The 13,357-nt window shown below is 61.5% G+C and carries 10 protein-coding genes; 8 read left to right on the top strand and 2 right to left on the bottom strand.

The window, feature by feature from the left end; all coding sequences use genetic code 11:
* The first annotated feature begins 209 nt into the window (after window positions 1-209).
* The 8 genes from rsmB to KO539_RS22815 all read left to right on the top strand — a co-directional run bounded on the left by rsmB (window position 210) and on the right by KO539_RS22815 (window position 8,434).
* Complete coding sequence (gene rsmB / locus KO539_RS22850) at window positions 210-1,631, top strand: 16S rRNA (cytosine(967)-C(5))-methyltransferase RsmB (RefSeq protein ID WP_219311903.1); 1,422 nt, start codon at window positions 210-212, stop codon at window positions 1,629-1,631.
* Window positions 1,632-1,728: 97 nt separating this feature from the next.
* Entirely contained in the window at window positions 1,729-2,235 is a 507-nt protein-coding gene (locus tag KO539_RS22845) for a DUF4390 domain-containing protein (RefSeq protein ID WP_225243733.1), read from the top strand.
* Entirely contained in the window at window positions 2,235-4,532 is a 2,298-nt protein-coding gene (locus KO539_RS22840; protein WP_099403349.1) for a PAS domain-containing sensor histidine kinase, read from the top strand. The genes KO539_RS22845 and KO539_RS22840 overlap by 1 nt, the downstream gene beginning before the upstream one ends.
* Window positions 4,533-4,630: 98 nt before the next feature.
* Window positions 4,631-5,350 carry a response regulator gene (locus KO539_RS22835; protein ID WP_035824525.1) on the top strand — a complete coding sequence of 240 codons (720 nt, stop codon included), beginning with the start codon at window positions 4,631-4,633 and terminating at the stop codon, window positions 5,348-5,350.
* A complete protein-coding gene (locus tag KO539_RS22830; protein WP_219311901.1) occupies window positions 5,347-5,748 on the top strand; it encodes a GTPase in 402 nt (133 codons plus the stop codon). The genes KO539_RS22835 and KO539_RS22830 overlap by 4 nt, the downstream gene beginning before the upstream one ends.
* Window positions 5,749-5,901: 153 nt before the next feature.
* A complete protein-coding gene (locus tag KO539_RS22825) occupies window positions 5,902-6,159 on the top strand; it encodes a DUF3567 domain-containing protein (protein ID WP_035824528.1) in 258 nt (85 codons plus the stop codon).
* 77 nt (window positions 6,160-6,236) lie between these two features.
* Window positions 6,237-7,016 (top strand): class II glutamine amidotransferase, encoded by a 780-nt coding sequence (locus KO539_RS22820; RefSeq protein WP_081922850.1) that lies wholly within the window; start codon window positions 6,237-6,239, stop codon window positions 7,014-7,016.
* A gap of 137 nt (window positions 7,017-7,153) precedes the next feature.
* The gene (locus KO539_RS22815; protein ID WP_219311899.1) at window positions 7,154-8,434 is read left to right on the top strand and encodes an EAL and HDOD domain-containing protein; all 1,281 of its coding nucleotides are present in this window, start codon (window positions 7,154-7,156) and stop codon (window positions 8,432-8,434) included.
* 155 nt (window positions 8,435-8,589) lie between these two features.
* On the opposite strand, the gene KO539_RS22810 is transcribed toward KO539_RS22815, so the two are convergent.
* A complete protein-coding gene (locus KO539_RS22810) occupies window positions 8,590-8,961 on the bottom strand; it encodes an SPW repeat protein (RefSeq protein WP_099403347.1) in 372 nt (123 codons plus the stop codon).
* Window positions 8,962-9,072: 111 nt separating this feature from the next.
* Complete coding sequence (gene metH / locus KO539_RS22805) at window positions 9,073-12,843, bottom strand: methionine synthase (protein WP_219311975.1); 3,771 nt, start codon at window positions 12,841-12,843, stop codon at window positions 9,073-9,075.
* Window positions 12,844-13,357 lie beyond the last annotated feature (514 nt).

Genomic DNA, 13,357 nt, shown 5'->3' with positions numbered 1-13,357 from the left:
CAGGACAGCATGTCCATGTTGGTGCACGAAAACATCAGCATGGGGCATTCTGCTTGTATATATGCAGTTTTTTGCCGCAATTTACAGGTATCGCTGCAATCGCTTGGGCCAGAGGGCGCCACAAACGCTACAATCGACCCTTTATTGATGACGCGCGGCCGCGACTTTGCCACCATGCAGCCCGCCGCGCGCAGCCACACCGGATAACTATGAACAAGCGCCCCACGCTGAAATTGAAAACCAAGCCGGCGCCAGGCCAGGCGCCTGCCGCACCGAAACTGCGTCCCAGCTACCATCCCGACCTGAAACCGGTCTTGCAGCCAGGCTTCCAACCCGATTTGCGTGCCGACTCGCTGGCATTTTGCCTGCTGGGCGCGGCCAATGCCGTGGCGCAAGTGCGCACGGGCACGGCCCTGCCGCAGGCGCTGGCCAAGGTGTTTATGCAATCGAACGCCAGCCCGCAGGCGCGCGGCGCGATCCAGGATATTTCCTATCGCACCATGCGCCAGCTGGGCCGCAGCGAAACCCTGGTCGGCCTGATGACGTCGAAGGCGCCCGAGCCGCCGATGCTGGCCGCGCTGCTGTGCTGTGCGCTGTCCCTGATGTCGGCCGAGCCGGGCGAACAGCCGTACGAAGAATTTACCGTTGTGGACCAGGCTGTCACGGTGGCCACCTCGCACCCTGACCTGGCGCACGCCAAGGGCATGGTCAATGCCGTCTTGCGCCGTTTCTTGCGCGAGCGCAAATCCTTGCTGGAAGCGGCCCTGCAGCAGCCTTTGGCGCAATGGAATTATCCGCAGTGGTGGATCGACTCGCTGCGCCTGGCCTATCCCCGCGACTGGCAAGCCATTTTGACGGCCGGCAATGCTGTGCCGCCGTTGACCTTGCGCGTGAACCGCCGCAAGAGCACGGTCGAAGCGTACCTGGCCGTGCTGGCCGAGGCGGGCATTGCCGCGCGCCAGGTGGGACCGTTCGCCGTGCGCCTGGACAAGCCGATCGGCGTGGCCCAGATCCCCGGCTTCGAGCAGGGCGTCGTTTCCGTACAAGATGCTGGCGCGCAACTGGCCGCGCCGCTGCTGGACTTGCACGATGGCATGCGCGTGCTGGACGCCTGCGCGGCACCTGGCGGCAAGACGTGCCACATCCTGGAACTGGCCGACGTGCACGTGACGGCCATCGACGCGGACGCCAAGCGCCTGCCGCGCATCGCGGAAAACCTCGAGCGCCTGGGTCTGGACGCCACCCTGAAGGCGCAGGATGCGCAATCGAGCGCGTGGTGGGACGGCCAGCAGTACGACCGCATCCTGGCCGACGTGCCGTGCACGGCCTCGGGCATCGTGCGCCGCCATCCGGACATTCGCTGGTTGCGCCGCAAGGGCGATGCGTTCCAACTTGCAACACTTTCATCCAAAATTCTGGACAACCTGTGGCAGATGCTGCGCCCCGATGGTAAATTGCTGTTCGTGACATGTTCATTGTGGCCGCAAGAATCCGAGGCACAGGCGGCGGCATTTGCGGTACGCAATAATGCAACCCGATTGACAGCGCCTGGCCAGCTGTTGCCGACTGGCAGCGCGGAGCAGGACCACGACGGTTTGTTCTATGCGCTCTTCCAAAAAAATGCGGCTTGAGCGATTCGTCGAACCTTATCCTACGGACTACACCGGCACACTTGTGACAACACGACTCTTCCGACTCCTGGCCCTGCTGCTGATGCTGGCATGTACCATGCCACGCGCGCATGCCGCCGACATGGTCGACATCACCCGTGCCTACATCGAGTCGGGCGAAGAGGGCTACAAGCTGGCCGCCACGTATTCCTTCGAGCTCAATCACGACCTCGATGACGCGGTACAGCATGGCGTACCGCTGTATTTCACGACCGAAATCGAACTGACCCGGCCCCGCTGGTACTGGTTCGATGAAAAAGCCATCGTGGCGCGCCAGACCAGCAAGCTGTCTTACAACGTGCTCACGCGCCAGTATCATGTGTCGGGCGTCGGCTTGCAGCAAAGCTTCCCCACGCTCGACGATGCGCTGTTCCTGATCCGCCGTCCCAGCCGCTGGCTGGTGGCGCGGCGCGGCGAGCTGAAAGTGGGGCAGACGTATAACGTCACCTTGCGCATGGGCATGGACCGCGACTACCTGCCCAAGCCGATACAGGTCAATGCCTTCAATAACAGCGACTGGCGCCTGGCTTCGAATAAAAAAACCTTCTTGTATACGGCGGAGTAGTGAGTCAAGCATTGCGCTATCTGCTGGTGGTGGGCGGCGGCATTGTCAGTATCCTGCTGTTCCTGCTGGCGTCGGCTTCCGACAATTCCGGCTTTTTCGACCGTTACTACACCTGGCTGCTGGGCCTGAACGCGGCCGTCGCCGTGTCGCTGCTGGCGCTGGTGGGCATTTCCCTGGCCCGCCTGTACGCGCGCTACAAGAGCGGCAAGTTCGGCTCCAAGCTGATGACGCGCCTGGTGATGCTGTTCGCCGCCGTCGGCATCCTGCCGGGCCTGGTGATTTTCCTTGTGTCAGTGCAATTTGTTTCCCACTCGATCGAATCCTGGTTCAACGTCAAGATCGAAGCGGCGCTGGAATCGGGGATTGAGCTGGGCCGTGCCGGCCTCGACGCGGCCTTGGTCGAGCTCGACCACCGGGGCCGCAAGGCCGTCGAAGAAATGGGTGCCGACCCGGTGGCCGGCCCTGCCGTGCTGACCAGCCTGCTGCGCGAAGAGGGCATGCAAAATGCCATGCTCGTCAGCGGCGACGGCGTGCTGCTGGCCAGCGCCGGGCCGCACAGCGCGGCCGACTTGCCGACGCCGGCCATGCTGGTGCAGGCGGCCTTGCCGGCCGGCTATGCCTCGGCCGAAGGGGGACTGGAGTTGCACGATGATGGCGCGGAATCGGGTGGCGGTGGTTTCCGCTCGGGCCTGCCAGCGTCGCTGGAAACGGCGGCCAGCCTGCGCCTGCGCGTGCTGGTAGCCGTGCCGGGACCGTCCGTTTCGCCCCGCTATTTGCAACTGCTGCAATCGGTGCCGCCCAAGCTGGCGACGAATGGCGAAGTGCTGCGCGCCGCCTACAGCGAATACAAGGAACGTTTCGTCGCGCGCGTGGGCTTGCGCAAGATGTACATGGAAATCCTCACCCTGACCTTGCTGCTGGCCATCTTTGGCGCCATCGGCAGCGCTTTCCTGATCGCGGGCAACCTGGCCCAGCCCCTGCTGCTGCTGGCCGAAGGCACGCGCGCCGTGGCCGAGGGCGACCTGTCGCCGCGTCCCATCGTTGCCACCAAGGATGAACTGGGCACCTTGACGCAGTCGTTCAATATCATGACGCGCCAGTTGCTCGATGCGCGCACGGCTGTGGAAAGCAACCGCGCCGCCTTGCAAAACGCCAAGGCCCACCTGGAATCGGTGCTGGCGAACATGTCGGCCGGCGTGATGGTGCTCGACGGCGACTTCAAACTGGTGACCTGCAATGAATCGGTCGAGCGCATCCTGCAGCATTCGGGCATGAGCATGGTGGGCCAGCCGCTGGCGCATATTGTTGGAATGGAAGAGTTTGGCGGCGCCATCATCAGCGCCTTCACGGCGCAAAGCGCGCAATCGGCGTCGGGCCGCAACCAGCAGCGATTGCACTGGCAGCGGCAGATCGAGATTCCGCGCCGCCTGGGCAGTAGTGCCGACGAGCATGACATCACCTTGCTGGCGCGCGGCTCGCGCCTGCCGCTGGAGTCCGGCAGCGGCTACATCGTCGTCTTCGATGATATTTCCGACGTGATTTCCGCGCAGCGCTCGATCGCCTGGGGCGAGGTGGCGCGCCGCCTGGCGCATGAAATCAAGAATCCGCTCACGCCGATCCAGCTATCGGCCGAGCGCCTGCAGATGAAGCTCGAAGGCAAGCTGGAGCAACTCGATGCCGACCTGCTCAACCGTGCCACCACCACCATCGTCAAGCAGGTCGATGCGATGAAGCGCATGGTCGACGACTTCCGCGACTATGCGCGCACGCCGCCGGCCGTGCTCACGCCGCTGCGCCTGAACGAGCTGATCGAGGAAATCCTGAACCTGTACCTGCGCGGCGACGATGGCGACATCATCCACCCGCTGCTGGCGCCGAATCTGCCGATGGTGATGGGCGATCCGACCCAGTTGCGCCAGGTGATCCATAACCTGCTGCAGAATGCGCAGGACGCGATGGCCGACTTGCCGCCGGACTCGCCGCATCCGCGGATTGACGTAAGGACGGAAGCAATTCATTATCGCAGTGCGGACGGCGGCGTGAATATCGCCGTGCGGCTGGCCATCAGCGACAATGGCCCTGGTTTCGCGCCAAAAATCCTGGCACGGGCCTTCGAGCCCTACGTGACCTCGAAGGCGCGCGGCACGGGATTGGGCCTGGCGATGGTCAAGAAAATTATCGATGAACACGGCGGACGCATCGATATCGAGAACCGGGTCGACGGCAATGGCGCTTCGGTGGTCATTTTGCTGTTAAAGTTAGCTCCCGACACTCCTGCCCAGGAATTCCTGGCGTGAGGGTCTGGTTTAGTATTTAAAACACTAATAAAATCATAGTTGTCCGCCGTGTGCATCTTGTGCGCGACGGCCGGCGAAATGAGGAAGGCAAGACACGAATGGCAAACATACTCGTAGTGGATGATGAAATGGGTATCCGTGAGTTGCTCTCGGAAATTTTGGGCGACGAAGGACATGCTATCCAGCTGGCCGAAAATGCGCAGCAGGCTCGCGAAGCGCGTGCCGCCGGTGCGCCGGATCTGGTATTGCTGGATATCTGGATGCCCGACACCGATGGCGTCACCTTGCTCAAGGAATGGCAGCGCGACGGTTTGCTGACCATGCCGGTGATCATGATGTCGGGCCACGCCACCATCGATACGGCGGTCGAGGCGACGCGCATCGGCGCCATGAACTTCCTGGAAAAACCGATTGCCCTGCAAAAACTGCTGAAGGCGGTGCAGCAAGGCTTGACGCGGGCCCAGGAAACCGTGCGCGCGCCGAGCGTGGCAGCGCGTCCCGTGGCGCCCGTGGTGGCCGAGGAAAGCAGCCATCCCGTGCCCAGCTTTGGCGGCAGCGCGCCGCAACAGCTGATGGTGCGCCCAGGCATCGCCGTCCCGGCGGTGGCCGAAGGCCATGGCTACAACCTGTCGTTCGACTTGCCCCTGCGCGAGGCGCGCGACGCGTTCGAGCGCATGTATTTCGAACACCACCTGGGTCGCGAAGGCGGCAGCATGACCCGCGTGGCGGAAAAAACGGGCCTGGAGCGCACCCATTTGTACCGCAAGCTGAAACAGCTGGGCGTCGAACCGGGCAAGCTGGCCAAGAAAAGCCTGTGACGGCAGCCGTGCGGCGTCCGACGCCGCTGACCCTGGTCAGCGGTGGACGCGCCGCCGGGCGCGAGGCTGCCATCGCGCAAGCCTTGCCGCCGAACCAGCCGGCCGCCGTGATCCTCGAAGGCCTTGCCGATGGCAACGGCATCCTGGCCGACTTGGCCGAGCAAGTTTCCCCTTCTCCATCATTTCCCTTGCAACTGTTGCGCATCGCACCCGGTTGCCTGTGCTGCAGCGGCAATCTCGTATTGCGTGTAACATTGAATCGTCTGCTGCGCCATCCACCCGCGCACTTGTTCATCAGCCTGGCCGACGCCACGCACATCGAACAATTGCGCACCTGGCTCACCGCCAGTCCCTACGATGCCTTGCTGGCGCTGCAAGCGGACATCGTCGTTGCCTGACGATTTTTCGATCGACTTACCGCAGTCGCAGTTTGCATCTCGTTACAACTCTGTAGCCCGCAGGGTGGCCTGGCCGCTTGAAATGGCGGCGTGTGAACCCCACCTCTGTCCTGACACCGCAGGAGCTTCTCCTGCTTGAGCGAAGGATGCAAAATGAACCTGATCTATAACAGCGAACAATACAGCGTCGTGGAATTCGGCATCGACGGCGACCTGGAAGCCCTGCGCTTTGGCGGCTATGAAATCGTCGACAAGGGGGGCAAACGCGAGACGTTTATCGCCGGCATCCTGGCGCAAAACTTTCGCCGCGACGTCACGGAGCTGATCGCCAGCGAACCGAGCATGGAAGAGATCGATGAATTCCTGGGCAGCTACGATTCCCTCATGAGCCAGCCCGTGCTGTTGCACTGATCGGATGGCCATCGCCGCCATACCAATCCGCCAGGCGGCGTGGTATGGTGGCCGTGTTATCCCGCTGCAAACAGACCATGTGCCAACTTCTCGGAATGAATTGCAATGTCCCCACGGACATTGTCTTTAGTTTTACCGGCTTCGCCATGCGCGGCGGCCATACCGATACCCACCATGACGGCTGGGGCATCGCCTTTTTTGAGGGCGCCGGCGTGCGCCATTTCGTCGACCACCAGGCGGCCATCGCCTCGCCCGTGGCCGAACTGATCAAACGCTACCCGATCAAGTCGCGCAACGTCATCGCGCATATCCGCAAGGCCACGCAAGGCCAGGTCGCGCTGGAAAACTGCCACCCCTTCGTGCGCGAACTGTGGGGCCGCTACTGGGTCTTCGCCCACAATGGCGATTTGAAGGAATTCCACCCCGTGCTGACGGGCAGTTACCGTCCCGTCGGCTGCACCGACAGCGAGCTGGCTTTCTGCTACCTGCTGCAGGAACTGCACGCGCGCTTTGGCGACGCCCCGCCGGCCTTGCCGCAACTGCATGCGGCCCTGGGGGAGTTGTTGCCCAGCATCGCTGCCCACGGCACCTTCAACATGATGCTGTCGAGCGGCGAGGCGCTGTTTGCCCATTGCTCGACCAGCTTGCACTATCTGGTGCGACAACATCCGTTCCCAACTGCTAAACTCTCCGATGAAGACCTGAGCGTGGACTTTTCCCAGGTCACGACACCGCAGGACAGAGTGGCCGTGATCGTTACCCAGCCGCTGACGACAAATGAGCAATGGACGGCGTTTGCGCCGGGCGAGTTGAAATTATTTGTCGACGGGATGGTGCAAGACACGCCAGTGCCCTAATTTGTTGACGACAATAAACTGGATTGCTGCCAAAATACCCACAGCGCGGGCGGAATTCAGCTAAAGTATTGTCAATAGTGAACCTTGATGCGGGCGCGGCGCGGCCGGTGTCACTCGACGTGATTGATGAAGAGTTAATGATCGATATTTCCAGCAACGACATCACCCCGAAACCCTTGCGCGTGCGCGAGTTTTATCTGGGGCGACAACCTATCCTTGACCGCAATCAAGCCCTGTTTGGCTATGAGTTGCTATTCCGCAACGCTCCGGTCGGTCCCGCCAATATTACCAGCGACCTGTCCGCCACGGCATCCGTCATCGCCCACGCTTCCCAGCTGGGCATGGAAAAGGTCATCGGCGACGCGCTCGGTTTCGTCAACGTCGATGCCGACGTGATCATGAGCGACATCTTCGTGTTCCTGCCGCGTGAAAAAGTCGTGCTGGAAATCGTCGAATCGATGCCCGTCACGCCGGAAGTGCGCGCGCGCATCAGTGAACTGGTGGGCCATGGCTTCACCTTTGCGCTGGAAAACGTCGTCTCTGACACGGCGCAAGTGCAGGAACTGCTGCCGCTGGTGCAGTACGTCAAGATGGACATGAGCAAGGTCGACCCGAAAGTGCTGGCGACCCTGGCGCCTCGTTTCAAGCAGGAAAACAAGAAACTGGTGGCGGAGAAGGTCGAGACGCGCGAAGAATTCAAATCGGGCCTGGACCTGGGCTTCGATTACTTCCAGGGCTATTACTTTGCCAAGCCCGCCATCATGACGGGCAAGAAGCTGTCGCCGTCGCAACTGGCCGTCATGGAACTGATGACACTGGTGACGTCCGACGCCGACAATATGGATATCGAGCGCGCCATCAAGCGCGACGTGTCGCTGGCCCTGAATCTGCTGCGCCTGGTCAATACGCCGGCCGTAGGCGCGCGCCAGCGCATCGATTCGCTGAGCCAGGCCGTGACCGTGCTGGGCCGCCGCCAATTGCAGCGCTGGCTGCAAATCATGCTGTATGCGGAACCAAGCAAGCGCGGCCATAGCATGACGCCGCTGCTGATGCTGGCCACCACGCGCGGCCGTTTGCTGGAATTGCTTGCGCATAAACTGCGCCCCAACCACGCCCATTCGGCCGATATCGCCTTTACGGTCGGCATCATGTCCCTGATGGATACCCTGTTCGGCGTGCCGATGTCGGAAATCCTCAGCCAGATCGAAGTCATCGACGAAGTGGCCGAAGCGCTGCTGTCGCGCGAAGGCTTCTACGGCGACCTGCTGCGCCTGGCCGAATGCATCGAGCGCATCGAAGACATGGAAGGCGAGATCGTGCCAACCCTGCGCGACCTGGCCATGTCGCCGGACGACCTGGTGGAGCTGGAAATGGCCGCCTACGAATGGAGCGATAACGTCGTCCGCTACGCACTGTAGGTCGGATTAGCGCGGCCGCCAGGCCACGCGTAATCCCACAACATTGTTGGCGATGACTGTGGTGTCGGATTACGCGCAAGCGCTAATCCGACCTACGCGACCCGTCCAAAAAACAGCCCTGCACGGCGTCGCCGTGACAGGGCTTTTTTACGCCACTACGCCGCGGCGCCTGGCCAGTGCTTGTGCAGCTCGGGGTCGGTGCGCAGTTCCCACAGGGCCAGCACGACGACGGCGATACCGACGATCAGCTCGTTCCACATGACGACGGGCTGATCGGCCAGCCGCAGCACCCATGGCGAGGCCGCCACCCACACGCCCACCAGCAGGTTGACGACGACGGCCCAGAAATAGGTCTTGTACAGGTCGAAGGCGGCCAGACCGGCGATCACCAGGCCCGAGACAAAGGCGTTGATCATCTGCGGTGACCCCTCGGGGTAGGAAAAGGCCCAGGGCGAGACGACGAGCCATAGGCCCAGCAACAGGATCACCTGATCCTGCCAGCGTTTCAGTTTGAAGTTGCTTGCCATATTACCTCCTTGCCAATTGAGAACGGGCCGGAGCGGGCATGCAGCATGCCGGCCGGCATACTGCGTTAGTGCGCTGCGGCGCGCGAAAAGTTCCGCGCGCCTTCTCACCGCTTATGACAGGTTCGGCGACAGCCAGCGTTCTACGTCCTCGATATTGGCGCCACGGCGCTTGGCCATGTCTTCCACCTGGTCCATGCCGATCTTGCCGACGACGAAGTATTTCGACTCCGGGTGGGCAAAATAGAAGCCGGACACGGCCGCGCCGGGGAACATGGCGTACGATTCCGTCAGCTGCATGCCGATTTCCTCGGCCTGCATGACCTCGAACATCTGTTTCTTGACCGTGTGCTCGGGGCACGCGGGGTAGCCTGGCGCCGGGCGGATGCCGACATATTTCTCGGCGATCATGTCGTCGTTGCCCAGGTGCTCGTCCGGCACATAGCCCCACAAATCCTTGCGCACGCGCTCGTGCAGGTATTCGGCGAATGCTTCGGCCAGGCGGTCGGCCAGCGATTTGAGCATGATGGACGAGTAATCGTCGTGCGCATCCTCGAAGCGTTTTTCGTACTTTTCAATGCCCAGGCCGGACGTGACGGCGAACATGCCGATGTAATCCTTCACGCCCGATGCCTTCGGCGCAATGAAATCGGCCAGGCACTGGTTTGGACGCTGCACGCCGTCGACCACGGGTTTGACGCCCTGCTGGCGCATGCCGTAGTAGGTGAACGCCACGCTACTGCGCGTATCGTCCGTGTACACCTCGATATCGTCGTCATTGACGCTGTTGGCCGGCAGCAAGGACACGACGCCATTGGCCGTCAGCCAGCGTCCGTCGATGAGTTTTTTCAGCAAGGCCTGGCCTTCCGCGTACACCTTGGTGGCCGCGTCGCCCACCACTTCATCCGTCAAAATGGCGGGGAAGGGGCCGGCCAGGTCCCAGGTCTGGAAGAACGGGCCCCAGTCGATATAGTTGGCCAGCGTTGCCAGGTCGACATTTTTAAACAGGCGGCGGCCGATGAACTTCGGTTTCACGGGCGTGCAGGCGCCGTCGAAGGGCACGACCATCTTGTTGGCACGCGCTTGCGCCAGCGGCAGGATGGGCAGGGCCTTCTTGTTGGCGTGCTGTTCGCGGATGCGCGCGTAGTCGAGTTCGATGTCTTCCACGTACTTGTCGCGCTGTTCCGGCGTCAACAGCGATTGCGCCACGGACACGGAACGCGAGGCGTCCGGCACGTAGATCACGGGGCCTTCATAGTTGTGCGCGATTTTCACTGCCGTGTGGGCGCGGCTGGTGGTGGCGCCGCCGATCAGCAGGGGAATCTTGAGCATGCGGAAATGTTCGTCGCGCTGCATTTCCTTGGCGACATACGCCATTTCTTCCAGGGACGGCGTGATCAGGCCAGACAGACCAATGATGTCCGCGTTTTCCACCTTGGCGCGGGCCAGGATTTCCGAGCACGGCACCATCACGCCCATGTTCACCACTTCGAAGTTATTGCACTGCAGAACGACGGTGACGATGTTCTTGCCGATGTCATGCACGTCGCCTTTGACGGTCGCCATGATGATCTTGCCTTTCGGCTTGGCGACGATGCCCGTGCGCTTTTCTTCCAGCAGCTTTTCTTCCTCGATAAACGGAATCAAGTGGGCCACGGCCTGTTTCATCACGCGCGCCGATTTCACCACTTGCGGCAAAAACATCTTGCCCTGCCCAAACAGGTCGCCGACCACGTCCATGCCCGCCATCAAGGGGCCTTCGATCACGTGGATCGGGCGCCCGCCATTGTGCAACAGTTCCTGGCGCGCTTCTTCCGTGTCTTCCACGATGAATTGCGTGATGCCATGCACCAGCGCGTGCGACAGGCGCGCCTGCACCGTGCCTTCGCGCCAGGCCAGGGTTTGCGCTTCGGCCTTGCCGCCCGCCTTCAGGGTGCCGGCAAATTCGATCATGCGTTCGGTCGAGTCTTCGCGGCGGTTCAACACCACGTCTTCCACGCGCTCGCGCAATTCCGGGTCCAGGTTGTCGTACACGCCCACCATGCCGGCGTTGACGATGCCCATGGTCATGCCGGCCTTGATGGCGTGGTACAGGAAGACCGTGTGGATGGCTTCGCGGGCGGGATCGTTGCCGCGGAAACTGAACGACACGTTCGACACGCCGCCCGAGATCTTCGCGTACGGCAAGTTTTCCTTGATCCAGCGCGTGGCGTTGATGAAGTCGACGGCGTAATTATTGTGCTCTTCGATGCCGGTGGCGACGGCAAAGATGTTCGGGTCGAAAATGATGTCTTCCGGCGGGAAGTCCAGCGCATCGATCAGCAGGTGATACGCGCGCGCGCAAATCTCGATCTTGCGCTCGAAGGTATCGGCCTGGCCCTTCTCATCGAAGGCCATGACGATCACGGCCGCGCCATAGCGGCGGCACAGTTTTGCCTGGCGCAGGAATTCCTCTTCGCCTTCCTTCATGGAAATCGAGTTGACGATGGCCTTGCCCTGCACGCATTTCAGGCCCGCTTCGATGACCGACCATTTCGACGAGTCGACCATGATGGGCACGCGCGAAATATCGGGTTCCGAGGCGATCAGGTTCAAAAAGCGCGTCATGGCGGCCAGCGAATCGAGCATCGCTTCATCCATGTTGATGTCGATCACTTGCGCGCCGTTTTCCACTTGCTGGCGGGCCACGGACAGGGCTTCGTCGTATTGCTCGTTGAGAATCATGCGCGCGAACGCTTTCGAACCCGTGACGTTGGTGCGCTCGCCTACGTTGACGAACAGCGACTCGTCATTGACGACGAACGGTTCCAGGCCCGCCAGACGCAAGTCGTGCGATGGGGCCGGCACGGTGCGCGGCGTGTTTTTCGACAGCAACGCGCCGATGGCGGCGATGTGCTCGGGCGTGGTGCCGCAGCAGCCGCCCGCCATGTTCAAAAAGCCCGCATCGGCAAATTCGCGCAGCAGGGCGGACGTGTCGGCTGGCAACTCGTCAAAGCCCGTGTCGCTCATGGGATTGGGCAAGCCCGCGTTCGGGTAGATGCAGACGAAAGTGTCGGCGATCTTGGCCAGCTCTTCCGCGTAGGGACGCATCAGGGCGGCGCCCAGGGCGCAGTTCAGGCCGATGGTCAGCGGTTTCGCGTGGCGCACGGAATTCCAGAAGGCGGGCACGGTCTGGCCCGACAGGATGCGTCCCGACGCGTCCGTGACGGTGCCGGAAATCATCAAGGGCAGGCGCACGACGGTCGGGTTTTGCTCGTAGAACAGGTCGATGGCGAACAGGGCCGCCTTGCAGTTGAGGGTATCGAAGATGGTTTCCACCAGCAGCACGTCGGCGCCGCCTTCCACCAGGCCCTGTGTCTGCTGCAGGTAGGCGGCCACCAGCTGGTCGAAACTGACGTTGCGCGCGGCCGGGTCGTTCACGTCCGGCGAGATCGATGCCGTCTTCGGCGTGGGCCCGAGGGCGCCAGCGACGAAGCGCGGCTTGTCCGGGGTGGAATATTTATCGCAGGCGGCGCGCGCCAGTTTTGCCGCCTGGACATTCATTTCATAGGCCAGGTGGGCCATGTGGTAATCGTCTTGCGCGATGGTCGTGGCGCCGAAGGTATTCGTTTCGATCAGGTCGGCGCCGGCCGCCAGGTAGCGCTCGTGGATTTCCTGGATGATGTGCGGCTGCGTCAGGGTCAGCAGCTCGTTATTGCCCTTGACGAACAGTTCGCGCGCGCCACTGTCGGCCGGCGCGGTGAAATCGATGAAGCGGCCGGCGGGGCCGCCACGGTACGCTTCTTCGTCGAGCTTGTATTGCTGGATGATCGTGCCCATCGCGCCGTCGAGAATCATGATCCGTCGCGCAAGAATGGCGCGCAAGGTGGCTTCGGTCGGGGACATGGCGGGGATCACGGTATCGTTCATTTCATGCTTTCAATAGGCAGACGGGCGGCGGCGCGGCGACAAGACAGGCAAGAGGCGGATGCGGCCAGCAGGATCAGCTGACGGAGAGTGCCCGCCGGGTAGGGCAGGCAGAAGGTGGCAATCGCCTGATTTCACCGGGTCTAAAATTATACGGCATCAGGCTGCTTTGGTTTTAAGCAAAAGCGGCCGTTCACCCCACGGCAGGCGTGGTTGCAACACATTGCAACACATCGCCCTCCGCCACGCCTGTTTCTGAAAATTACATTCCTGAAAATCTTACTCAAAACGTTAATTTTTCCGCCAAAGTTGGCAGGGAGATACTGCTCTCTAGGCTGTGGAAAAATTTCCACATTATTTGCGCCATATCAGCATATTTTTAATGAACCGAATAGCAATAGCTGCAAAGGAAAGTAATTTCGATTTAAGCCAATACAGAGTGAAGCCAATAATGCTCAAAATAAAATTTGCCAAGAAGATATTTTAATTATTA

Source organism: Janthinobacterium sp. NKUCC06_STL, from assembly GCF_019345455.1.
In the GTDB taxonomy this organism is placed as follows: Bacteria; Pseudomonadota; Gammaproteobacteria; order Burkholderiales; family Burkholderiaceae_D; genus Janthinobacterium; species Janthinobacterium rivuli.
The sequence above is the reverse complement of the archived record's forward strand: the minus strand, read 5'-3'. Positions and strand labels throughout refer to the sequence as shown.